The 21077-nt window shown below is 56.0% G+C and carries 25 protein-coding genes; 5 read left to right on the top strand and 20 right to left on the bottom strand.

The window, feature by feature from the left end:
- Positions 1 to 11: 11 nt before the first annotated feature.
- The 11 genes from ML541_RS11030 to ML541_RS11080 all read right to left on the bottom strand — a co-directional run bounded on the left by ML541_RS11030 (position 12) and on the right by ML541_RS11080 (position 9189).
- Positions 12 to 1178: an ABC transporter permease gene (locus ML541_RS11030; RefSeq protein WP_243372931.1), complete on the bottom strand. Its 1167-nt coding sequence runs from the start codon at positions 1176 to 1178 to the stop codon at positions 12 to 14.
- The gene (locus ML541_RS11035) at positions 1178 to 2335 is read right to left on the bottom strand and encodes an FtsX-like permease family protein (protein ID WP_243373127.1); all 1158 of its coding nucleotides are present in this window, start codon (positions 2333 to 2335) and stop codon (positions 1178 to 1180) included. The genes ML541_RS11030 and ML541_RS11035 overlap by 1 nt, the downstream gene beginning before the upstream one ends.
- A 56-nt stretch (positions 2336 to 2391) precedes the next feature.
- Positions 2392 to 3090, bottom strand: coding sequence for an ABC transporter ATP-binding protein (locus tag ML541_RS11040; protein ID WP_243372933.1), 699 nt, complete (start codon positions 3088 to 3090; stop codon positions 2392 to 2394).
- A 15-nt stretch (positions 3091 to 3105) separates the two neighbouring features.
- On the bottom strand, positions 3106 to 4323 hold the full coding sequence (locus ML541_RS11045) for an efflux RND transporter periplasmic adaptor subunit (RefSeq protein ID WP_243372935.1): 1218 nt from the start codon (positions 4321 to 4323) through the stop codon (positions 3106 to 3108).
- 158 nt (positions 4324 to 4481) lie between these two features.
- On the bottom strand, positions 4482 to 4889 hold the full coding sequence (locus ML541_RS11050; RefSeq protein ID WP_243372937.1) for a cupredoxin domain-containing protein: 408 nt from the start codon (positions 4887 to 4889) through the stop codon (positions 4482 to 4484).
- 25 nt (positions 4890 to 4914) lie between these two features.
- Positions 4915 to 5415 carry a type 1 glutamine amidotransferase domain-containing protein gene (locus ML541_RS11055; protein WP_243372938.1) on the bottom strand — a complete coding sequence of 167 codons (501 nt, stop codon included), beginning with the start codon at positions 5413 to 5415 and terminating at the stop codon, positions 4915 to 4917.
- 259 nt (positions 5416 to 5674) lie between these two features.
- Positions 5675 to 6250, bottom strand: coding sequence for a superoxide dismutase (locus ML541_RS11060; RefSeq protein WP_243372940.1), 576 nt, complete (start codon positions 6248 to 6250; stop codon positions 5675 to 5677).
- Positions 6251 to 6357: 107 nt separating this feature from the next.
- Positions 6358 to 6639, bottom strand: a complete 282-nt coding sequence (locus tag ML541_RS11065) for a DUF503 domain-containing protein (RefSeq protein ID WP_243372941.1) — start codon at positions 6637 to 6639, stop codon at positions 6358 to 6360.
- Between the two features lie 95 nt (positions 6640 to 6734).
- Entirely contained in the window at positions 6735 to 7547 is an 813-nt protein-coding gene (locus ML541_RS11070) for a tetratricopeptide repeat protein (RefSeq protein WP_243372942.1), read from the bottom strand.
- 33 nt (positions 7548 to 7580) lie between these two features.
- The gene (locus ML541_RS11075) at positions 7581 to 7793 is read right to left on the bottom strand and encodes a GSU3473 family protein (RefSeq protein ID WP_243372943.1); all 213 of its coding nucleotides are present in this window, start codon (positions 7791 to 7793) and stop codon (positions 7581 to 7583) included.
- Between the two features lie 196 nt (positions 7794 to 7989).
- The gene (locus ML541_RS11080) at positions 7990 to 9189 is read right to left on the bottom strand and encodes a methionine adenosyltransferase (protein WP_243372944.1); all 1200 of its coding nucleotides are present in this window, start codon (positions 9187 to 9189) and stop codon (positions 7990 to 7992) included.
- 109 nt (positions 9190 to 9298) lie between these two features.
- On the opposite strand from ML541_RS11080, the gene ML541_RS11085 reads away from it, so the two are divergent.
- Genes ML541_RS11085 through ML541_RS11095 form a run of 3 tightly spaced genes read left to right on the top strand, consistent with a single transcriptional unit; the run spans position 9299 to position 11807 of the window.
- Positions 9299 to 10339 carry an agmatine deiminase family protein gene (locus tag ML541_RS11085; protein ID WP_243372945.1) on the top strand — a complete coding sequence of 347 codons (1041 nt, stop codon included), beginning with the start codon at positions 9299 to 9301 and terminating at the stop codon, positions 10337 to 10339.
- 10 nt (positions 10340 to 10349) lie between these two features.
- Positions 10350 to 11234: a carbon-nitrogen hydrolase gene (locus tag ML541_RS11090; RefSeq protein ID WP_279342461.1), complete on the top strand. Its 885-nt coding sequence runs from the start codon at positions 10350 to 10352 to the stop codon at positions 11232 to 11234.
- Between the two features lie 33 nt (positions 11235 to 11267).
- Complete coding sequence (locus ML541_RS11095) at positions 11268 to 11807, top strand: DUF2721 domain-containing protein (protein ID WP_243372946.1); 540 nt, start codon at positions 11268 to 11270, stop codon at positions 11805 to 11807.
- Here ML541_RS11095 and ML541_RS11100 read toward each other — a convergent pair.
- From ML541_RS11100 to ML541_RS11110, 3 genes are read right to left on the bottom strand one after another with little or no spacing between them, the layout of a single operon-like run.
- Complete coding sequence (locus tag ML541_RS11100; RefSeq protein WP_243372947.1) at positions 11791 to 12741, bottom strand: aldo/keto reductase; 951 nt, start codon at positions 12739 to 12741, stop codon at positions 11791 to 11793. The two genes, ML541_RS11095 and ML541_RS11100, sit on opposite strands and share 17 nt — an antisense overlap.
- 24 nt (positions 12742 to 12765) lie before the next feature.
- Positions 12766 to 12969, bottom strand: coding sequence for a SlyX family protein (locus tag ML541_RS11105; protein WP_243372949.1), 204 nt, complete (start codon positions 12967 to 12969; stop codon positions 12766 to 12768).
- A gap of 37 nt (positions 12970 to 13006) precedes the next feature.
- The gene (locus ML541_RS11110) at positions 13007 to 14218 is read right to left on the bottom strand and encodes a class I SAM-dependent rRNA methyltransferase (protein ID WP_243372951.1); all 1212 of its coding nucleotides are present in this window, start codon (positions 14216 to 14218) and stop codon (positions 13007 to 13009) included.
- A 117-nt stretch (positions 14219 to 14335) separates the two neighbouring features.
- Here ML541_RS11110 and ML541_RS11115 point away from each other — a divergent pair, with 117 nt between their 5' ends.
- Both ML541_RS11115 and ML541_RS11120 read left to right on the top strand, forming a co-directional pair.
- A complete protein-coding gene (locus tag ML541_RS11115; protein ID WP_243372953.1) occupies positions 14336 to 15004 on the top strand; it encodes a hypothetical protein in 669 nt (222 codons plus the stop codon).
- 63 nt (positions 15005 to 15067) lie between these two features.
- Entirely contained in the window at positions 15068 to 15427 is a 360-nt protein-coding gene (locus ML541_RS11120; protein ID WP_243372955.1) for a c(7)-type cytochrome triheme domain-containing protein, read from the top strand.
- An 83-nt stretch (positions 15428 to 15510) separates the two neighbouring features.
- Here the strand turns inward: ML541_RS11120 and ML541_RS11125 are convergent, their stop codons facing one another.
- From ML541_RS11125 to ML541_RS11145, 6 genes are all read right to left on the bottom strand, one after another.
- Positions 15511 to 16560 carry a hypothetical protein gene (locus ML541_RS11125; protein ID WP_243372957.1) on the bottom strand — a complete coding sequence of 350 codons (1050 nt, stop codon included), beginning with the start codon at positions 16558 to 16560 and terminating at the stop codon, positions 15511 to 15513.
- 167 nt (positions 16561 to 16727) lie between these two features.
- Positions 16728 to 16979 carry a hypothetical protein gene (locus ML541_RS11130; RefSeq protein WP_243372959.1) on the bottom strand — a complete coding sequence of 84 codons (252 nt, stop codon included), beginning with the start codon at positions 16977 to 16979 and terminating at the stop codon, positions 16728 to 16730.
- Positions 16960 to 17082, bottom strand: a complete 123-nt coding sequence (locus ML541_RS18905; protein ID WP_279342462.1) for a hypothetical protein — start codon at positions 17080 to 17082, stop codon at positions 16960 to 16962. Before ML541_RS18905 ends, ML541_RS11130 begins: the two co-directional genes overlap by 20 nt.
- Positions 17083 to 17102: 20 nt before the next feature.
- Positions 17103 to 17294, bottom strand: coding sequence for a hypothetical protein (locus ML541_RS11135; RefSeq protein WP_243372961.1), 192 nt, complete (start codon positions 17292 to 17294; stop codon positions 17103 to 17105).
- A gap of 404 nt (positions 17295 to 17698) precedes the next feature.
- The gene (locus ML541_RS11140; protein ID WP_243372963.1) at positions 17699 to 19081 is read right to left on the bottom strand and encodes a sigma-54 dependent transcriptional regulator; all 1383 of its coding nucleotides are present in this window, start codon (positions 19079 to 19081) and stop codon (positions 17699 to 17701) included.
- 15 nt (positions 19082 to 19096) lie between these two features.
- Complete coding sequence (locus ML541_RS11145; protein WP_243372965.1) at positions 19097 to 21061, bottom strand: cache domain-containing protein; 1965 nt, start codon at positions 21059 to 21061, stop codon at positions 19097 to 19099.
- Between the last annotated feature and the right edge of the window lie 16 nt (positions 21062 to 21077).

A 21077-nucleotide genomic window follows, 5' to 3' on the forward strand; every position in this document is an offset into this window, starting at 1 on the left:
TACCTCTTTGTTTAGCTCGATCGCAAGGCATCGACGATGTTCATCCTTGCCGCGCGGAAAGCGGGAAGAACGCCGCCGACAAAGCCCATGACCAGGGAAAAAACCAGGGATTTCCAGGCAATGGCAAAGGTCATGGAAAAGGAGAAGGCCAGCTCGGCGAAGGATTGCCAGTTCATGGTGGAGATGGTGATCAGTTGCATAAAGGAGGCAAGGAACAGCCCGATCACCCCACCTAAAAGGCCAAGGAAGAGCGATTCGAGAATAAAGGCCCCCAGGATGCTACGCTTGTTGAAGCCCAAGGCGCGCAAGGTGCCGATTTCCACGATGCGATTGGCCACCGCCGCATACATGGTGATCATTGCGCCGATGATGGCCCCCAGGGAAAAAGTGACTGTCAGGGCAATCCCGAGAATGCTGAGGAATTTAGCCATGGCCTCCGACTGGTCCAGATAATATCTGGTTTCACGCTTGGCCTCAAGGGTCAGTCGTGGATCGCTCTCGATGCGCTGTTTCACGACGGTGAAGCTCCCAGGGTCCCGGAGCTTGAAAAGCACCGATGAATAGACGGGCCGGCGGAACGCCTGCATTAGCTGATCCGCATCCCCCCATATTTCCGATGAAAAGCCGGTGCTGCCGGCATCGAAGACGCCAACCACCGTCCAATTACGCATGCCGAAGTGCAAGGTCTCGCCGAGCCCCCCCCCTTTAAAGCGCTTGGCAATACTGGCGCCGGCAATGACCTCCGCAGAACCGGAGCGCGGCATCCGCCCCTCCTTCAGGCTCACCTGGGGCCTGAGTGCAAGGGAACTCGGGCCGATGCCGCGGATGATGACATTGGCAGGTTTGTCGCTCCCCCGCTTGGGGAGGTTGATGAGCACCATCATCTCCTTTGCCAGAAGCGGCCGACCGTCGGCACCGATTGCCACCTCGGGCTGGGTTTCTACGATAGCAGCCTGGAGCCGCTCCACCCCGCTCTGCACCTCGGAAACAGCTGATTTGCGGATGACGACGACGTTGTCCCAGGAGCCGGTCTCCACCAGGGTCCGGCGGAGGCCCTCGGCCAGCATCAGGGTGGCGGCAAAGACGAACACCACCAGCGCCATTCCGGAAGCGGTAAGGATGGTGGTAAGCCGACGGGTCCAGAGATTGCGAAAACTGTAGTAATATGGAATGCCCATTAGCCGATTCTCCGCAATCCATCGGCAATGGGGATAGTGGCGCCACGCCATGCGGGAAAGATCGATGCCGTGATGCCGACCCCCAATGAGGCCGCCAAATCCAGATAGACGGTCATGGAAGAGACATGGAAGACGGGAAAAAACTGGGAGAGTTGCTCTTGAATGCCATGGGCCGCGGGAAAGGTGAGGATGATGCCGATAACGCCGCCAATCAGAGCAATGACGACCGATTCGCCGAAGATCACCCCGGCGATGTGCCGGGCGCCGAAGCCGAGCGTCTTCATGGTGGCATACTCGGCAATGCGTTCCCTGGCGGTCATGGCCATGGTATTGGCCGCCACCACCATGATGATGACAATGACGACATAGGAAACGATTTCAATAGCGATCAAGATCGCCTCGGTCATGGAAACGAAACCGAGCTGAAAAGCCCGCTCCGTCTCGGTCAGGGTTTCCGCCAGAGAATTTTTGAAGGTGGCGTCAACGGCTTGGGCAACCTGCGCCGCCAGCTCCGGTTTTTGCACCCCGATCATATAGAAACCGGCTTGGTCTGCCCGGCGCGGTACAGTCCGTTTCATGGTCTCGTTCAGGTATTTCCAGTTGAAAAAGAACTGGGTCTCGTCAGTGTTTTTTTGTGCACCCCGGTAAATGCCCCTCAGGACAAAGGTCCACTGGCCGGGAAAGATGGTCCCTTTGAGGGTGATGGTGTCTCCCACCTTCCAGCCGTACTTTTCCGCCAATTTGCGCCCCGCCACCGCTCCGCGCTGGTCATGGATGAAGGCATTTTTCTGCTCGGGTGTGAGGACGAACTCGGGATACAGTTCCAGATAGCTTTGCGGTTCAACGGCAAAATTGGGGAAGAAGTTCTTCTCGTTGATGTAAATGCCGCCGAACCAGTTGCCGTAGGAGATCAGCTTGACCCCCTCGATCTGTCTGATCCGGTCTTTGTAGGAAATGGGAAGGGGAAACACCAGCGAGATAGCATTGCGCGTCACCAGCCTGGTGGCCGAAGACTGCTCCACCCCCAGGTACCAGAGCCCCACCAGGGTGCGCAAAAGCCCGAAGGCGAGGATGGCGATGGCCACCCCGAGAATGGTCAGTAGCGAGCGGAGCTTGTGACGGAAAGCATTGCGGATGATGAGCTTGAATAACATCAGTTCTATGTCTAAGTTCTAGGTTCTAAGTTCAGATTCATGCTCCTCACTCCTCACCCTTATTGAGAAAGGAATCCCTTCTCCAGATGCCGGATCAGATGGGCCTTTTCTGCAGCACGTGGGTCATGTGTGACCATGATGATCGTTTTGCCGAACTCGTGCACCAGGTTGTCCATAAGGGTGAGGACATCTTCAGCGGAAGCCCGATCCAAGTCTCCCGTGGGCTCGTCGGCAACGAGGATCTCCGGATCGGTAACAATGGCCCGAGCAATCGCGACTCGCTGCTGCTGCCCGCCGGAAAGCTGCGACGGGTAATGATCCATGCGGTCTGCCAGGCCGACCACGTTGAGCACCATCTCCACATGCTCCCGGCGCTCTTTTCTGCCAAGACCTGTCAAGAGCAGCGGCAGCTCAACATTTTCAAATGCGGTAAGTACAGGCATCAGGTTGTAGAATTGGAAGATAAAGCCCACATGGATGGCACGCCACGAAGCCAGTTCGGCCTCCGAGAGACTGGTGATGTCGGCACCTCCCACCAGGATACTCCCCGTGTCCACCTTGTCGATACCGGCAATGAGATTGAGCAGCGTGCTCTTCCCGGACCCGGAAGGGCCCATCAGTGCCAGGAATTCACCTTCGGCAATGGTGAAGGAAACATCCTGCAGCACGGGAATAATCTGGTTTCCCCGCCGGTAGGACTTTGACAGGCCTTCGATGGATACTATCACCGTCCTGCCTTCTGCCGCCTCACTCCTCACCCTTCACTCCTCACGCTATTGCTTTTCCGCAATCTTGATGCGCGCACCGTCCCGAAGCTTGTCCAGAGGTTTCAGAATAATCTTGTCCCCGACTTTAACGCCGCTCGTAACCTGTATCATGTCGCCAATCCGTGGCCCGGTGGTGACACGGGTTTTCACCGCCTTTTCTCCCCTGGCGACAAAAACGAATTTCGCTCCCTCCTTCTCCAGCACCGCCTGGGGATTGACGGCCGTCACCGGCTGCTGCTCGCCGGGCTTGACCGGCCTTTCCAAAAATGCCACCTTGGCGCTCATCTCAGGCAGTATGCGCCGGTCCTGATCGACAAACCTAACCTTGACCATTACCGTCGCCTTGGAACGGTCCGCAGTGGGAACGATGGTATGGGTAACGCCGCGAAAACGAAGATCCGGCAGGGCATCCAGGGTGATCTCACACGGCTGCCCCATCTTTATCTTCTCCAGGTTCGATTCGGAGACATCGGCCTCCACCTGCAATGAATCCATGTCGGCAATGGTGACCACCGCCGCTTTGGCATTGGCCGCAGCCCCCAGGGGGGTGACGATATCCCCCACATCAGCATCCTTGGTCAAGACCACTGCGTTGAAGGGAGCGCGGATAAGGGTGTAATCCAGCTGTGCCTCTGCGCCGAGCAGTGCCGACCTTAAGGAGACGATATTGGCTTCGGCAGCGGCAACGCCGGCCTTTGCCCGTTTGTAGCGGGCCTCGGCGGCATCATAGTCAGCTTTTGCCACAACCCCCTGAGCTAAAAGCTCCTTCTGCCGTTCAAAGCTGAGAGTGGCATCGCGCAGCTCCGCCTTTGCCTGCTCCAGCACGGCCCTGGCGTTGTTTAGATTGGCCGCAGCTTGCCCACGGACGGCAGCGGCATCCCGGTTCTCCAACCGCGCAATCACCTGTCCCTGTTGTACCCGGCTTCCCTCCTCAACCCCAAGCCATACCAACTGGGCAGTGGTTTTGGATGCAACGGCGGCCTTGCGCTGAGCGACCACATAACCGCTGGCATTAAGCAGGGTGAAGGCCTGGGAAGGGTATATCCGTGAAACGGAGGCTACCTCCACCTCGACCCGCGGCGTCAGCACCCCTGTTGCCGCAAGAATGGCAACAACCAATGCTATGACTGCCACTATCCTGGTCAGCTGCCGTTTGTGCCACGGTTTACCCGCTGCGGCCGCCGTTTTATCGATTTTCAACCGGTTCAGGTCCCTATCGGCCATTGATATCTCCATACAATGCAACTAGATGAAAAAATTAAATATCATCGTTCTGCAGCCTTGGAAAGGGGATTATTGAAATCCGGCCAGAAAATGCAAAAACAGGCGGAGCAAAACAGCTGCTTCGCCTGTACTAGTCGTGCTTTGTTCTGATTATCAGTCTACTCGATCACTTCCAGAAGACCTCGCATGCCCTTGTCACGATGGCTTTCCAGAAAGGGGAGTTTTTTGTCACAGAAGAACTGGTACTTCCCCACCTTGGTCGGCGTGAACCGAACTGTTTTCGGCTCGGTTGCCAACGCCACGGCAAAGTCGATCCCGGTATCCGGTGCCCTGAGGACGATGGAATGTGGCACCGCTCCAGGTTCTTTTTTCACCGTGAGCTCCACCGGTACCCCGACTTTCACCACCAGGTGGTTTGGAGAAAAGAAGTAGCTCCCTCCCACCACTTCCGCCCGCTGGACTCCATCCTGGCCGGGTACCGCCCGGAAAACCTTTTCTTCCCCATAGGCACCGCCGGCACTGAGAAGAAGGAGCAGGACTACGCTTACGAATGCGTTCTTTACCATGGAGGGGCTCCTCTGTTACATGATGTTACTGCAGTTTCTTCATCATCTCGCGCATGAATGCAGGAAGGTCGCCCGGTTCCCGGGAGGTCACCAGGTTACCGTCAACAACCACTTCCGTGTCCTCATAGCGAGCTCCGGACTCCTTGAGTTCGTCAACTACAGTATTGTAGCAGGTTGCCTTCCGCCCCCGAAGCAATCCCGCGGATATGAGGGTTTGGGGGCCGTGACAGATGGCAGCCACCGGCTTGTTCTGCTCGAAAAAATGACGCGCGATTTCCTGGGCCTTGGCTTCCTTTCGTACGGACTGGGGAGCCTTACCCCCAGGCAGAACCAGGATCGAATAGTCAGCGGGATTAACCTCGCCCAGGGACATATCCACCGGTACTTCATAGCCATGCTTGCCTTTGATGAGACCGGTTTTCATGGAGGCGAGCACCACATCCACCCCCGCCTCCTTGAGGCGATAGTAGGGAACCAACAACTCGGAGTCTTCAAAATTGTCTGCACTGATGAACAATGCCTTCATTGTGCCTCCTTTTGTTGCCGGCCATCCGGATTTATTTGAAGTTCAACCGGGAATTTCAGGAAAGAAAGCAGTCGCGCCGTCGTCCGTTCGCTCTGTCGCCACAGCTGCGGACCTTGCGGTGCCACCCGAATAATGCCGCATGATGCTTAAACAGGCAGATACTCCTCCGTTCTACATGCGGCGAGTGTCCGCTCGCCGCTGTGGCTCGTCGCTTACTCCCGGCGCCCCGACAGCCTTCCCCGGAAATGTCTGAAGAACTTTATCTGATCCGCTCCTCCGCTGCCTGCCAATTGATGTTCCTGAAAAATGCCTGGATATAATCCGCCCGCTTCAGCCCATAATCGAGCATGAAGGCATGTTCGAACACGTCCATGATAAGAATCGGAATGCCCCCAGCCGGGTGGGCCGTATCATGCTCGTTGATCCAGAAGTTGATGAGCTTGCCGCTTACCGGGTCCTGGTAGAGCACTGCCCAACCAACGCCGCGCATGGCGCCGGTCGCCCGGAAGTCCTTCTCCCAAAGTTCGATGCTGCCGAAGCTCTCGGTCACCTTCTGTCTGAGTTTGCTGCCCATTTCCCCCGAGGACCTGCCCAGGTTCTCAAAATAAAACTCATGCAGGCGCATGCCGTTGAATTCCCAGCCCAGGCGTCTCTTCACCTCGCCAAAAACCGGCGTTGCCCCCTTATCCTCCTTGATCATCTGATCCTGGAGCTCCAGTAGTTTGTTTGTGTTGGTGACATAGCCCTGGTAGAGGGAAAAGTGATTGTTGAGAAGGGCAGCGCTAAAACCTTCCATACCCACAAGTTTCGAATAATCTTTTGCCGTGTATGCCATTGTCATCTCCCGTTTTCAGCAGTGATTGGCAGCGTGCATCGATCCCGATGCACCGGCCTTTTCACCTAAAGGTATCATGGCCCATTGAAAATGCAATCGAGGGGGGATTATCGTTCTTCGATCTCCACCGCAGCAATTTCCAGGTCGGGACGTTCCTCGACCAGCCATGTTTCCAGGTGCTGGAGCAGACTTCTCGCCTGGATGCCGCTGGCCGCAACCGTTACGAAGGCCAGGACTGCGGTATCCTTCCGGTCATGATGCTCCACCTCGGCAGCAGCCACATTGAACCGGTTTCGGCTCCGTGCCAGAACGCTCTTGACGACTCCCCGCTTCTCCTTAAGGGATTGTGCCGTCAGGAACAGCTGAATCCGGCAGGCATACACGTACATGCAAGGCTCCTTCGGCTGAAAACGGCGAGGCCGCACGCATAAAAAAACCGCATCCGGTTCGGTTGCGGCTTTATAATCGATGGTGATTGTAACGACTAATTTTCCCCCAGGAGCGCCAGTGCTTCCCGGGATTGGGGCAACCCCTGCTCGGCTGCCTGGCGATACCACCTGATCGCTTCGCGGAGATTCCTCTCCACCCCTTTGCCATCCTCATAAAGAACGGCCAGGTTGTGTTGAGCGACGGCGTTTCCCTGCTCCGCTCCCTTGCGGAACCACTTCATTGCCTCCTTCAGATTCTGCTTTACCCCTTCGCTTCTCATGTACATGGAACCCAGGACACACTGGGCCTGGGGGTCTCCCTGGGCAGCCGCTTTCATGCACCATCGTGCCGCTTCGTATTTATCCTGCTCCACCCCCCAGCCGTTGTAATACATGCAGCTCAGATTGAACTGGGCGTCCACATCACCCTGTTCCGCGGCAAGGCGGAACCACCTGGCAGCTTCCCTGTCATCCTGATCGACCCCCTCGCCACTGGAATAGGCCAATCCCAACGCATTCTGCGCCTGTGCATGTCCCTGCCGGGCCGCCTTTACAAACCAGCGGATCGCTTCCGGCCTGTCTTTTTCCATGCCCCAGCCGGTAAAAAGTATGCACCCAAGTTCGTACTGGGCCTGGGCATCGCCTGCCCTGGCAGCCTTCTTTATCAAAGCGACATGATTTTGCCTTCCCGAAGGCGAAAGGCCTCTGTCGAAAAAGTCGGTACTGTTTCCCTCTGCGGCACCGCCCCTGATGGAGGTAATATTCCCCCCCTCATAGACCGCTGCCGTGCCCCGGTTTATTTCCGCCGGCGCCGCCCCACTCCATAAGACCGCACAGAATAGTATCACCACGGTAGAGAAGGTTTTCATCATTACCCCTTTACAAATGGATAGTCGCCTGAATTAACGAGAGGTCGTCTCCCCCGATTGCAACCTGTTTCTTCTTTCCCTGGCCTTGTATTCGCGCGTACCGCTCCGCAGGGGATCGCGGCCGATCTGCACCCATTCCATGGAGCGATGGAAACCGATGATCTTGTGCTCCGCTATCAGTTCATCCAGATGTTCATTGGCAACGATGTCGTAAATATTGTCCTTGAAAAGAACGAGAATGCCCATTGTCATGCCCCTGCTAATATTTAATGATTTATAATTATACTGAATTAATTCTTTTTGCAACTGATTTTTGTACTGGCATTGTTTTTTCGGTCCATATTCAGGCATGGCTGCCGCGGCTGCGGGAAAGAATGACAGAGCTGGTACTGCAAAGTGCGAAGTAATATGGGCAGGTTCTTGGAGAGAAATATGGAGAAGATCAACAGACTGGAAATTCGCCGCGGGCCAGGGCGAGGCAAAAATCACCCAGCTGGGACAGGCTGCGGTAGATGAGCTGCTCGATGCTCAATTTAAGCGTCTCGGTCAGGTCACCCTGCAGATGCAAGCGGACCGAAATCATCCTTGGCTGGTCAATGGGGGTGCCGATCCGGTTCAGGAGCAGGACCTGGACCTCCCGCACCTGTTCGGAAGATTCATAGATATCCCGGGCAAGACGATGGGCGAGAAAATTATAGATCTTGCCTACATGGCTCACCGGGTTTTTGCCGGCTGCAGCCTCTGTTCCCAGGGGCCTGTTCATGGAGATCAGACCGTTGACACGGTTGCCGCGCCCCACCTGCCCCGAATCGGCCTGCTCTGCCGAGGTTCCGAGCAGACTCAGATAGATTCCCCCCAGCCCCATGCCGGCCACATCCAGGCAGTTCAATGACACTGCAGTCTTCTGCGGAAAATCGCTCCGGGCGATAAATGACTCTATTGCCTTGAGGATGGAGGCTTTCCGTTGGAAATAATGATGTTCCGACTCGATGAATCGTGCCAAAAGCGGCATGGCCACGGTCAATTCAAGGGAGTCGTCCTTTCTCTGCCCCATGATCTTCACATCTTCGCCGGTGTCGGGGTAGTCTTCCTTGAAACCGGGTGAATTGAGGTATCGTTCCAGGTCAAAAACCAGGCGTTCCGTGGGACTCAAGGGATAGTAGCCGACGGCCGCGGAAGTATCGTTGGAAACCCGGGTACCACCGGACCGGGCAAAGATGCCGGTGAGCTCTTCCGACCCGGAGGTAAGAACGATCCGGCAATTCAGGTCTCTGTCAGGGTCCACATGGCGCAGATTGGCCCTGAACCAGCTCTTTGCCGCAGCAATGGCTATCTCGCCGACAGGCACCACTTCACCGAAAGCCGTAAAGGTGGCGCGGTCTCCGATGATCAGTTCCATGGGCTGCAGAACCCTGCCGCCGCCGAAGTGCAGTTCCACCCTGCCGGCAGCGAGCAGACTCTTGTCGATGTTGTGATGGAGAATGGTGCCGAAGCGGCGCAGGTACTCCTGGGATAGGGCAACGGACACTGCGTCCATGACTGCATCGCAGATATGATCCGGATGCCCGGTTCCTTTCCGTTCGACGATCTCCACCCGCTGCTGGGCAACCGGCTCGCCTTTGCAAGCCTCAATAATGATCATGATTCAATTATACCGACTCAGCCGACATGGGAAAGGGTTTGGCAATTGCATTTTATGCGCCTTTTCCCTATACTTCCCCTTTCAAAGCAGCGTTCGGGAAAGGTTGCAGATGGTACGATTACCTGCGGAATGGGAAGAACAGGATGGGGTGCTGGTGGCATGGCCCCATGAAAAGACCGACTGGCACCCCTATCTCAGTGCCGTAGAACCGATATTTATCCAAATAATCAAAGAAATCAGCCGCCGGGAACGGGTGGTAGTCGTTGTCCCGGAGACCGGACCGGCAGCACGAAAGCTCAGGGATGCCGCTGCGGTAATGGAACGGATCGTGCTCTGCACCCTGGAGACCAACGACACATGGTCCCGTGATTTCGGGCCCATCACCGTCCTGGATGGGGGAGAGCCGCTACTGCTCGATTTCGGCTTCAACGGCTGGGGACTCAAGTTTGCCGCTGACAAGGATAACCAGGTGAGCCGCAGGCTCCATGGAAAGGGGATCTTCGGCAGGAACAGGTTGAAAACTGAAGGCCTTGTCCTGGAAGGAGGCAGCATCGAGAGCGACGGCCACGGCACCATTCTCACCACTGCGGAATGCCTGCTGAACGCCAACCGCAACCCTCACCTGGCAAAGTGGGAGCTGGAAGCTGCCCTTGGCGGCCTTCTGGGAGCCGAACATTTTCTCTGGCTGGAAAACGGCTACCTTGCCGGTGACGACACCGACAGCCACGTCGATACCCTGGCCAGGATCTGCCCTGACGACACCATCGCCTATGTCAGGTGCGATGATCCCACTGACGAGCATTATCCGGCGCTGCAAGCCCTGGAAGAAGAGCTTACCCGCTTCAGGACAAGGGACGATCGGCCCTACCGACTGATTCCCCTCCCCTGGCCCGAGTCGAAGTTCGACGAAGAAGGGGAGCGTCTTCCAGCCACCTATGCCAATTTTCTCGTTATCAACCAGGCGGTGCTGGTCCCCACCTACGGTGACAAGAGCGATAACACCGCCCTGACAGCCATAAGCACGGCATTTCCCCGCCACGAGATCATCGGCATCGATTGTCTGCCCCTGATCCTGCAGCACGGTTCACTGCATTGCGTGACCATGCAGCTGCCCAAGGGAACCCTGAAACAGTACGGTAGCGGTGAATAGAGGTGAAACCATGAAAGATATCGTCGTCGGTCTAGTCCAGCAGAGCTGCAGCGCCGACAGGAAAAAAACGGTCGAAAAAACCATGGCCGGCATCAGGGAAGCTGCCGCCAAAGGTGCGGAGCTCGTGGTCCTGCAGGAACTGCACTGCGGCCCCTATTTCTGTCAAACGGAGGATACCGCCTGTTTCGATCTGGCGGAGACCATTCCCGGCCCCGCAACCGATGAATTCGGCTCCTTGGCCCGGGAATTGGGGGTGGTTATCGTCACATCACTCTTCGAGCGGCGCGCGCCGGGGCTCTACCACAACACCGCAGTGGTGCTGGAAAAGGATGGCTCCATCGCCGGAAAGTACCGAAAGATGCACATTCCCGACGATCCCGCCTTCTACGAGAAGTTCTACTTTACCCCCGGCGATCTGGGTTTCGAACCCATCGCCACGTCCATCGGCAAGCTGGGGGTGCTGGTCTGCTGGGACCAGTGGTACCCGGAAGCTGCGCGGCTCATGGCCCTGGCAGGGGCAGAGTTGCTCATCTACCCCACCGCCATCGGCTGGGACCCCAACGATGTAGATGCAGAAAAAAAGCGCCAGCTGGACGCCTGGATTACCATCCAGCGCAGCCATGGGGTAGGCAACGGCATTCCGGTCATAAGCGTCAACCGGGTCGGTTTCGAAGCACCACCCCAGGGGGATGGTGCCGGAATTCAATTCTGGGGCAACAGCTTTGTTGCCGGCCCCCAAGGGGAATTTCTGGCGCAGGGGAGTAATGACGAAGAAGAAGTGCTGGTGGTGAAAATCGATGGCGGTCGCAGTGAAAACGTCCGGCGCATCTGGCCCTTCCTGCGTGACCGGCGCATCGACGCCTATGGGGATCTGTTGAAGAGATACCGTGATTAAGTGGAAAGCATGATTTCCGGAGGAGGTGTTGCCATGGCCATACATGAGAAGGAGCTGTTGGAGGCCTTATCCAGCAGCAGGATTCTTGCCTCGATGATCACACCGGCGGTGCTGATTTCCGCCTGCGGCACCCTTATCTTTTCCACATCCGGCCGTTTGGGGCGGCTCTTCGACCGGGTCAATTCCATGAAAAGCGAAGTGGAGGGGATGCTGGAGGGAAAGTTCACCCTGCATGAAGAACGGCTGGGCCACATCCGCCGACAACTGGCCAGACAGCGCGTGAGATCGGTCCTCATCCAGCGATCCCTGGCCGCCCTCTATACCGCCACCGCCCTCTTCATCGCCTCAAGTCTGGCCATAGCCCTCAATGTGGCATTCGGCAGCCCGGAAACGAGCTGGATTCCCACTGCCATCGCCCTGCTGGGCGGGCTGTTTCTCTTTGCCGCCAGTGCGATTCTCCTCTATGAAAGCCGCTATAACCTCACCTTTATCAATAGTCATATCGACTTCATCGGCTTTCTGGAGAACAACTGCCGCAAAGGCACGGCATACCCGTCTACACCACCCGAATGACGAACTCGGGACAGGAGGCGGCGCAGTAACCGCAGAGAATGCATGCCTCTTCATCCACCGTGGCCTTGCCATCGACTATGGACAGCCCCCCGCTGGCGCAGGCATCGAGACAGTTGCCGCACCCCTTGCAGAAATTCCCCATGATCCTGAGACTGCGCCGCCTGCTTTCCAGCCCCTGCCATGTTTCTTCGTCGGCGACATTGTCGTGGAAAAGGGCCAGGTTGGCATCGATCTCCGCCTCAGAAAGCATGCCGATGGCGACGCCATCCACCCCGGCCACATTGAGGACGTAGCGGATCGCCTGCCGCGCCTGTGGTATGAGATTCCCCCCTGCCAGGGCTTTCATGGCGTAGATCCCCTTGCCGGCCGCCTTGCAGGCCCTGATGGCCGCCGCCATCTCGTCGGCGCTGCCATCGATGATCCCCATGCCGTTCATGTTGATGAGGGGGTGGATGACCTCGATCTCCGGATGATCTGCCGCCATGCGGATGGCGGATATGTAGTGGGATGACAGACCCACGTGGGCTATTTTCCCCTCTTCCTTCATCTTCAGCAGTTCTTCGATAACCCCTTGCCTTTCAGTAAAAGGGTCGGCTATCTTCGCCCCGTGCACATGGAGCACATCGAACTGCTCCAGCCCCAGTTCGCGCAGGCCCCGCTCCACATGCGCCCGTGCCAATGCCCCATCAGGCGCATGGGTCTTGCTGATGATATGGACTTTGCCCCTAAACCCGGCAAGACCGGCCTTGATGTGGGGATAGCTCTGGTAGAGCTCGGCCGTGTCAAGGACGTTGATCCCCTTTTCCAGCCCATGGCGGATCAGTCTCCCTCCTTCTTCGGGAGTCAGCCCCGCCTGCAACGGTCCGAGGGGCAATGTGCCGAAAACCAGGGGATTTATGGTGAGACCGGTAGTGCCCAGTGTCGTTTGTTTCATTGACAACCTCCTAATCAAGATGTTTCAGTAATGCGGTGGCGGTTCCTCTTCCGACGGCAGCCGGTTCAGGGAAGGGTCCAAGGCCTGCAGCTGCTCCTTGAGGGTCTGGACCTCCACCCGCAAGAGGTCTATCATCCGCTGCTGCTCCATCACCACGTCGTTCAGTTCCTGGATGGTATTCTCCTGGTGCATCACATGGATCTCCAGGTCGGTCAATCGCGATTCCATACTGTTTTCCTCTCCCACGCTTCGCCTCTTTCTTCCTTCACTCTTCACCCCTCACTGCAATAACGTACTTAAGATAACGTCCTTCGGCAAAGGTGACCGGATAGGGAAAATCGGCAGACTGCCCAAAAAGTCCCGCCACCCTCAGTTCACATCGGGCCTGCAGCGCCCCCCGGCGCAGTTCCTTCAGGTAATCGGCCACATCCACCTTCTGGTGGTTTGAACAGGTAATAAGGAGGCCGCCGGTTACCAGGAGCGGGAGCGCCGCGGCCACCAGATCGGAAGTGCCGCCGCGGGTGGTGAAGCGGCTTTTGGCAGTCGTGGAAAAGGAGGGTGGGTCCATAATGATGATATCATAGCTTTTTCCCTGCCGTTGCAGCTCCTGCAAAACATGGAAGCAATCGCCGACGATGAATTCATGGCGCTTGGGATTGAGCCGATTGGCACCGAAGTTCGTTTTTCCCCACTCCAGATAGGAGGCCGAGGCATCGACACTGGTAACGATATCAGCCCCGCCAGCGGCAGCGGCAACGGAAAAGGCGGCGGTGTAGGCAAAAAGGTTGAGGACCCGCTTCCCCTTCACCCGTCCCATGAGATAGCGGCGGTTCTGCCGCTGGTCGAGGAAGAGGCCGGTATTGAGCCCCAGTTCCAGGTTAACCAGGTAATTCAGGCCGTTTTCCTGCACCTGCAACGGCTGCGGTGCTTTTACGCCCCAGAGAAGCCGGCCGTAAACCTTGCTGTCGCTGGCTGCCTCCAACTCCCTGGTCTTTTGCGGCCGATCCTTTTCATATATCCCTGCCGGTGCGAGAATTTCCTGGAGAGCCTGGGTAATGAGCCTGAGATGGGGCCGCCAGCCGCTGCAGTATACCTGCACCATGAGATAGTCGCCGTAACGATCGACGGTAAGCCCAGGAAGCCCATCCCCTTCGCCATTGACCAATCGGTAGGCGGTGGAGTCAACAAGACCGGCATGGTCGCTCCGCAACTGGACAGCAGATCGGATTCTCTTCCCAAGCCACTCCTTGTCCAGTCGCAGCCGTTTATGTGACAGCACCCGCGCCGCAATGCGTTCGGCCGGATCAAGCAGGGCGGTTGCCAGAAAGCGCCCCTTCTCGTCGCAGAGTTCAACGAGATCCCCGGCTTTGCCTTTCGGCCATCTGCGGGTAAAAGCGTCGGCGATAACCCACGGATGCCCAAGCGCCAGCATGCGCACCGTTTCCGGGCCCACTGTATAGCGTCCCTCAATAGCCATTCCTTACTTCCTCCCGGTGCGATCTTAACCTGATCTTAGGCCACCACCAAGAGAAAAAAACTTCAAAAATGGCGGCTCTTTTGCTACCTTGCCCAGACCAAGTACCAGGAGAGAAAAATGAGCGAAGTGCCACAGACAAGCGGCGAACGCCACATCGAAAAGATCATGGAACAGCTGGACCCCCAATCGGAGCGATATCAGGTGCTGGATACGGCGAAACGGTTCAAATCGTCATGGGTGGAACTGGGGGACAAACTGCTGCAGGTGAGTTCCCGCGGCCATTTCCGGGAATGGGGTTACCAGAGCTTCGAGGATTACTGCGTCCATGAGATTCGCATCAAAAAAGGAACCGCAGAGAAATTGACCCTGGCCTACCGCTACATGGAAAAACAGGAACCGGAACTCTTAGCCCAGCACAATCCCCTGAAGCCCTTGCCCGATTTCCGCTCTGTCGATCTGCTGCGCCAGGCCAGGGAAGAAAAGGGGTTCAGCGAGGACGAATACGCCCAGTTGCGCAAGAGTGTGGTGGAGGAGGAGCGAAGCCACCCCACGGTCCTGAAACGGTTCAAGGAGGTGGCAGCCGCACACCAGCCGGAAGAGCCGGATCCGATCATGCCGGTCAAGGCGAGCCTCTCGGCGGCGAGACGGCTCGATACATCGCTCCAGGGGGTGCCCCAGGTGCCGGCCGAATTGCGGGATAACGTGGTCAACCTCATACTGCACCTGGAAGAGGTCCTGCAAGCCCTGGTACCACCTGCCGCCTCAGGCACCGATGCTGCTTCTTGACTTTGCTCCATCCAATGGCATAGTTAATCTCAGCTAATATTATATACCAAAGGAGAAGCCGCGATGAAAGGAACGACCCTGTCGGCAGCAGCCTTACTTGCACTTTCCATCACTGGTACTGCCTATGCGGTGGGAGCGGGCAAGGTGATCGAATTTACCGGAAGCCCGCAGGGGGTTGTGGTTTTCGACGGGCAGGCCCATAAGAATGCCGGCATCACCTGTGGCGACTGCCACAATCCCGCCGTATTCCCTTATATGAAAAAAGGGGGGGTGAAGATAACCATGAGCGACCTGTATGCCGGCAAATATTGCGGCAAGTGCCATGACGGCAAACAGGCGTTCAAGATCGCCGACAACTGCGTGCGTTGCCATAGGGACAAAAAGAAAGCAGTCGGTGCCAACGAGAAAAGCAAAACCGAATAAACCATGCGATCGGCAACTGAAATAAAAACGGCAGCGAACTGATTCGCTGCCGTTTTCTTTGCTAAATGGGCCGCCGCCGGTCGTTAGTGTTTCTCCACCGCTGCAGATTTGGACGGACCATTCATACGAATTGCGGTGGCAAATTCCATCCAGAAAACGAGATAGATGGAAACCATCAGCGAGAGGCCAATATTGGCGTTATCGGCACCAAGGGCCTTGGTGAGGATTGGTGAAGCGAAGCCAGCGCCCAGCGTGCCGGTAGCCCGCTCCAGGAGGTAGAAGACCGGCAGAGTCAATGCGGTTCCCACCAGCATGATGGCAATGCCGCGCCCCCGCTTCATCCAGTATTTGGGGGAGAAGCCATACATGCGCATGAAGATGACCACCCAGATGATCCACACCGAATAATCGACGGCGGCATCGGGCAGGGCCAGCTTGTTTTTTACCAGCACCACCTCAAGAACGGTAACGGCAGCCAGCAGGGTAAACATCCAGGAGAATTTCTCGTTGGCCTGGGTCTGCCAATTGCGGCTATCTGGCGCCGCAGCCTCCTGGGCGCTGTGGTTGTGGGTGCCCAGAGCAGAGAAGAGAATGGCGAACCAGATGCCGGCATTGTGGAAGAGCAGCGAAGCATGGTTGCCGGCCACATTGGCGATGCGGGCCATGGGATCACGGGCAAAGTCGGCGGCGATTCGCATCAGAAAGAGGTTGACCAGCACGGAACAAATGGTTACTGCTGCTAGAGTAAATATCCTTCTCGGCAAGAGATAGGGATCGACCCGGTCGGGAAAGCCGAGAATGAAGGCAAACCAGATCAGGTACATGATGAGCGGTATGCCGAAACAGATGCCGTAGACCGAGTTGCCTGCAAAATCACCGCTCTGGGCATAGATGATGTATTTTTCTTTGTTGTTGGGGTCGGTATTGGCTGCCTTGACAATATCTTTCGGCATTTTCTTCACGTGGGGCAGAAGTCCCATGGCGTACCAGCCATGATCTCCCTGGGTGGTATCCACAACCCAGTACTGGTCCCCCATCATCTCGTCGAGTCCCTGGAATATCCGCATGGAAAACGCCGCACAGAGCGTCACCACGACCAGCAGCAGGATTATGTTCGTTAATTTCATCGGCATGATTTATACCTCCAAAGGTTATTGACTTAGATAATGCATTTTGAAACGTTCAATTTTTCGCAAGATCAAGGCAGTCGAATGATTGCGCGGAGACGTACATCAGGTACGTCGCACAAGTAATCATGAAGACGAACGCCGATATTGCGGAAAAGTGGGCGTTTCTCGCCTTATTCTTTGTGGGTGGTCCAGAACATCGAAACCGCGTTCGCCGCAAACAGCCCGTAAAGCCACATGGTGTTCCACGCGGGACCGGACCAATGGCTGCCGCGGCCACCACCCACAACCCCGGAGGCAATGATAATGCCGAAGAAAGCAGTAAAGGAAACCATTGCCACAGCCCTGAGAATTGCACTGTTACGCCAGGTGTGCCGCTCCAGGTCCTCGATCCTTGCCAACAGTTCAAGCTCTCTTTCGCTCATCTTTTTTCTCCTTTATCAGTGAAATAAGTACAAAAACTCCTGCCAGGGTCATTGCTGCAGTCACATAGAAAGCGTTGAGATGCAGGCTCAGATTGTACAGCATGGTGGTACCTCCTTTGTAAGTCAGCATTTGGCTGGTTCAAAACTTTCCTTTGGCAGTCGGTCGGACAATTCCTGATACTTCAGGCAATCCTTGTAGCGACAGCTGCAGTACTTGATGATCTGATTCACATCATGGGGCGAAATATAACCGCACCCCACATCGCAGAAATCGTCGTTTTTTCCGTAGAAGGGACAGACCGTCTCAACCTTCATGGGTACCTCATGGTATATGAAAGCCCGCGGGCTTCACTGATAGCTGTACAGGATGACATCGGATCAGCCTCCCAACATCACCGATATCATCCCCTACAATGAAAGGAGCAACTGTAAACAGTAAAAGCAACCGCCGTACCAAAAAGATTTTTGAAGCAAGATTGCAATGATTTTGGGTGATTAGCTCAGCAATGGCAACCAGTGCCATAAAGACAAGGGGAATTTTTTTGCAAAAATGCAAAAGCGGATTACCGGGAGACAATGATGGTGACGGACTGGTAAGAATAATTCCGGCAAGTTATAGGATCAGGAATGATTAAGAGGCTCTTTTTTGCAGAAATGCAAAGGGGATGACCCTTTTTGCAAATGTGCAAAAGGGGCGGTGGGAGATTTCATCGGCCATCTCAGATGTAATCTTCTTTTCTGATGTTGTATTTCTTGATCTTGCGATAGATGGTGGCCATGTTCATGCCGGCCTCCCGGGCAGCGGCATCTATATTGCCGCCGTTTTTGCGCAGAAGCCCCTTAAGGTAATCGATCTCGAATCTGGAGAGCGCCCGGTTGTACTCCCCCTCTTCCAGCGACATCGAGGTTTCTTCATCGGCTGCCGGCAGCTCGATGAACTGGGATAGGACCGGCAGCCCTATGTAGTCGTCGCTCTCCATGGCAAGGCATGCCTCGATGACGTTCTTCAACTGTCGGATATTGCCCGACCACCCATAAGAAAGGGCCGCCTCCATTGCCTCGGATGAAAGGCCCTTGACGGTAGTGCCGAACTTCTTGTTCTGCAGGGCAATGAAATGGGCTGCCAAAAGGGGTATATCAGCTTTCCGTTCCCTGAGCGGCGGGAGATGGATGTTGACCACATTGAGACGGTAATAGAGGTCTTCCCGGAACCCGCCGTTTTTCACAGCCAATTTGAGATCCGCATTGGTGGCGGAGAGGATGCGCACATCAACCTTGGTGGGGATGGTATCGCCAATGCGGTGGAATTCCTGTTCCTGGAGAAACCTTAGGAGCGTTTTCTGCACATTCATGGGCAAGTTGCCGACCTCGTCAAGGAACAGGGTGCCCCCGTCAGCCGCTTCCAAAAGTCCCTGCCGGTTTTCCTTCGCCCCCGTAAAGGCCCCTTTTTTGTAACCGAAGAGCTCGCTTTCCAGCAATGATTCGGGCAGCGCACCACAGTTGATGGCGACGAACTTCCTTTCCTTGCGCAGGGAATTGTAGTGGATAGCCTGGGCGATGAGTTCCTTGCCCGTTCCCGATTCCCCGGTGATCAGCACCGATGTATCCCGGATCGCCACCTTTTCCACCCGTTCCAGTACCGCTTTCAGGGAATGGGAAGCGCCGATGATATTGTCGAAGCGGAACTTGCCGACCAGTTCTTCCCGCAGTTCCCGGTTTTCCGCAATGAGCTGGTTGTGCTTCAGGGCATTCTTCACCCGATAGAGGAGCTCCTCCGGTTCGAACGGCTTGGTCAGCATGTCATAGGCACCACGGCGCAGGGCCTGGATAGACATCTCCACTGTGGCATAGGCGGTCACCATGATCACCGGAATGGCAGGATCCTTAATCTTCAGCTTTTGCAGTACCTCAAGCCCGTCCATCACCGGCATCTTTATATCGGTCACCACGAGGTCCCACTGTCCCGCCGCGAACTCATCCACCGCCTCGAAGGACCTCAGGTACGACTTGGTGGTATAGCCGTTATCCAGCAGGACCGCCTCCATCATCCGGCAGAGACCTTCCTCGTTGTCGATCACCATTACCCGTTTTGCATCGCTCATCAGTTAATCCTTACGCTAGAACTCTTCCCGCTCCACGGGAAGTTTCACCATTACCGTCGTTCCCCGCCCCAGTTCGCTCTCGATGGTGATCACCCCCTGGTGCTGCTCGATGATCTGCCTGGTAATAGCCAGCCCCAGCCCCGTTCCTTTCGCCTTGGTGGTAAAAAAGGGCTCGAAGATTTTTTCCAGGTTTTCAGGAGAAATACCGGCACCATTGTCGGCAAAGGTCAGACAAATGAAGCTGTTTTCAAGCCTGCTGCCGACAACGAGGCAGCCGCCGCTCTGCATGGCAGCGCCGGAGTTGAGAATCAAGTTTATGGCTACCTGGCGCAATTGGTCGCCATCGGCCATGATGGTCGGCAGATCACCGGCAAATTCTTTCACCACCGTTACATGGTGCATATCCGTATGATTGGCGGCGAAATCGACGATCTGATCCAAAAGGGCGTTGATGTCGGTCAGCTCCAAGGTCGGTTTCGGCGTACGGGCATAGCTTAACAGGTCCTGGACGATCTTCTTGCAGCGTTTGCTTTCCCGCTTTATTTCGTGGACGAAGCGATAATTGGGGTCGTCCGGGGAGAGCTTTCCCTCCAGATACCCGGCATAGCCAAGAATCACTCCCAGTGGATTATTGATCTCATGGGCCACCCCCGAAGAGAGAACCCCGAGTGAGGCCATCTTACCCTGCTGGGCCAGGTTGGCGGCCATCTCCTTGTTACGTTTGATGATCCGCGTCATATGGTTGAAGGCTTTAGCCAACTCCCCCAATTCATCGTTGCTGTCCACATCCATCCGCTCGCTGAAACGTCCCTGTTTCACCTTGCGGATCACCTCGATCATGTGGTTGATGGGATCGGTCAGCACCTTGGAGGCAAGAAAGACCAGCGCCCCGGCAACGAGGCAGACCAGGATGGTGAGAACCACCATGCTCTCCACAATGCGCCGGTTGATGTCCTTCGCCTCCTGATAAAATTCATCCTCATATGAGCCGACCGCCACGATCCAGTCCCATGGCTGAAAATAGTCGTAGCGGACGATTTTCATCCGCGGCTCACTTTCTCCGGAATTTTTCCAGGGGTAACGGATCCAGCCGGTCTTGTTGGTGCACATCTCCCGGATGAACTGGTTGCCGTCGGAATCCTTTGCAGCGAGGAAATTCTGCCCTTCACCACCGGGATGCATGGTAAAGTTACCCTTGCTGTCCATGCAGAAGATGTAGCCGGTCTTGCCCACCTGTTTTGCCTTTATCTTCGCCTTGAGCTCGGCAAAGGCGCGCTTTTCGAAATTCACATCCTCGTAGGTCTCTTCCAGATAGCCGCCGGCAGCGACGATCCAATCCCACTCCTTGAAGTAGCGGTAGGCAACGACCTTTTTTCGCGGCGTCTTATCCCCCAGAATGGCGTTTCGCCAGGGATAGACGATGAAAAGGACCTCTCCCGGCCGCGATTTGAGCGCACGCCGGCACATCTCCCGAATAAAGTAACGGCCATTCTCGTCTTTCTCGTTATAGACATTCTCCCCTTCGCGGGCAATGTGGACCTTCAGGTCTCCTTTGCTGGACATGGCATAGATGTAGCCGGTCTCCCCCACATTGACCTTTTTCAGCGCTTTGCGCGCTTCCTGCTTGGCGGTCTCCTGATCGATCCTGCCGCTCTTCATCTGCCGGTGTTCGGCCTCGACCATGTTGTAGGCCAGGTTGGTCAACGTGGCGAGCTCCAGGTTGAAGCTGTGTTCCTTGTCCTGCTTGTAGACCTGAAACTGCTGGTGGTGGGACTTGAGGAGATCGATGGTAAAGCTGGCCATGTGCTCCAGGTCGGCCTTGCTGGTCTGGGTGATCCCGAGATAGGCTTGCTGGGTGGAAATATAGCCGATGACGCCGCCAACGAGGAAAATGGGGATGACCACCAGTGGCAGGACCACTACCAGCATTTTCCAGCGGAGTCTCAGATTATTCATGAATTTAAAAAAATATCGATGCATGCAGGTCCAAAACCGT

Origin of the sequence: Geotalea sp. SG265 (genome assembly GCF_022808985.1) — a bacterium.
GTDB lineage: Bacteria > Desulfobacterota > Desulfuromonadia > Geobacterales > Geobacteraceae > Geotalea.

What these genes read in the sequence shown, in the direction of transcription:
- ML541_RS11030 (WP_243372931.1), bottom strand. Translation starts at nt 1,178, where the DNA reads ATGGGCATTCCATATTACTACAGTTTTCGCAATCTCTGGACCCGTCGG.
- ML541_RS18905 (WP_279342462.1), bottom strand. Translation starts at nt 17,082, where the DNA reads ATGCTGTACAATCTGAGCCTGCATCTCAACGCTTTCTATGTGACTGCA.
- ML541_RS11100 (WP_243372947.1), bottom strand. Translation starts at nt 12,741, where the DNA reads ATGAAACAAACGACACTGGGCACTACCGGTCTCACCATAAATCCCCTG.
- ML541_RS11140 (WP_243372963.1), bottom strand. Translation starts at nt 19,081, where the DNA reads ATGAGCGATGCAAAACGGGTAATGGTGATCGACAACGAGGAAGGTCTC.
- ML541_RS11110 (WP_243372951.1), bottom strand. Translation starts at nt 14,218, where the DNA reads ATGGCTATTGAGGGACGCTATACAGTGGGCCCGGAAACGGTGCGCATG.
- ML541_RS11130 (WP_243372959.1), bottom strand. Translation starts at nt 16,979, where the DNA reads ATGAGCGAAAGAGAGCTTGAACTGTTGGCAAGGATCGAGGACCTGGAG.
- ML541_RS11075 (WP_243372943.1), bottom strand. Translation starts at nt 7,793, where the DNA reads ATGGGCATTCTCGTTCTTTTCAAGGACAATATTTACGACATCGTTGCC.
- ML541_RS11055 (WP_243372938.1), bottom strand. Translation starts at nt 5,415, where the DNA reads ATGAAGGCATTGTTCATCAGTGCAGACAATTTTGAAGACTCCGAGTTG.
- ML541_RS11090 (WP_279342461.1), top strand. Translation starts at nt 10,350, where the DNA reads ATGAAAGATATCGTCGTCGGTCTAGTCCAGCAGAGCTGCAGCGCCGAC.
- ML541_RS11095 (WP_243372946.1), top strand. Translation starts at nt 11,268, where the DNA reads ATGGCCATACATGAGAAGGAGCTGTTGGAGGCCTTATCCAGCAGCAGG.
- ML541_RS11080 (WP_243372944.1), bottom strand. Translation starts at nt 9,189, where the DNA reads ATGATCATTATTGAGGCTTGCAAAGGCGAGCCGGTTGCCCAGCAGCGG.
- ML541_RS11145 (WP_243372965.1), bottom strand. Translation starts at nt 21,061, where the DNA reads ATGCATCGATATTTTTTTAAATTCATGAATAATCTGAGACTCCGCTGG.
- ML541_RS11135 (WP_243372961.1), bottom strand. Translation starts at nt 17,294, where the DNA reads ATGAAGGTTGAGACGGTCTGTCCCTTCTACGGAAAAAACGACGATTTC.
- ML541_RS11070 (WP_243372942.1), bottom strand. Translation starts at nt 7,547, where the DNA reads ATGAAAACCTTCTCTACCGTGGTGATACTATTCTGTGCGGTCTTATGG.
- ML541_RS11060 (WP_243372940.1), bottom strand. Translation starts at nt 6,250, where the DNA reads ATGGCATACACGGCAAAAGATTATTCGAAACTTGTGGGTATGGAAGGT.
- ML541_RS11050 (WP_243372937.1), bottom strand. Translation starts at nt 4,889, where the DNA reads ATGGTAAAGAACGCATTCGTAAGCGTAGTCCTGCTCCTTCTTCTCAGT.
- ML541_RS11120 (WP_243372955.1), top strand. Translation starts at nt 15,068, where the DNA reads ATGAAAGGAACGACCCTGTCGGCAGCAGCCTTACTTGCACTTTCCATC.
- ML541_RS11045 (WP_243372935.1), bottom strand. Translation starts at nt 4,323, where the DNA reads ATGGCCGATAGGGACCTGAACCGGTTGAAAATCGATAAAACGGCGGCC.
- ML541_RS11125 (WP_243372957.1), bottom strand. Translation starts at nt 16,560, where the DNA reads ATGCCGATGAAATTAACGAACATAATCCTGCTGCTGGTCGTGGTGACG.
- ML541_RS11065 (WP_243372941.1), bottom strand. Translation starts at nt 6,639, where the DNA reads ATGTACGTGTATGCCTGCCGGATTCAGCTGTTCCTGACGGCACAATCC.
- ML541_RS11085 (WP_243372945.1), top strand. Translation starts at nt 9,299, where the DNA reads ATGGTACGATTACCTGCGGAATGGGAAGAACAGGATGGGGTGCTGGTG.
- ML541_RS11115 (WP_243372953.1), top strand. Translation starts at nt 14,336, where the DNA reads ATGAGCGAAGTGCCACAGACAAGCGGCGAACGCCACATCGAAAAGATC.
- ML541_RS11105 (WP_243372949.1), bottom strand. Translation starts at nt 12,969, where the DNA reads ATGGAATCGCGATTGACCGACCTGGAGATCCATGTGATGCACCAGGAG.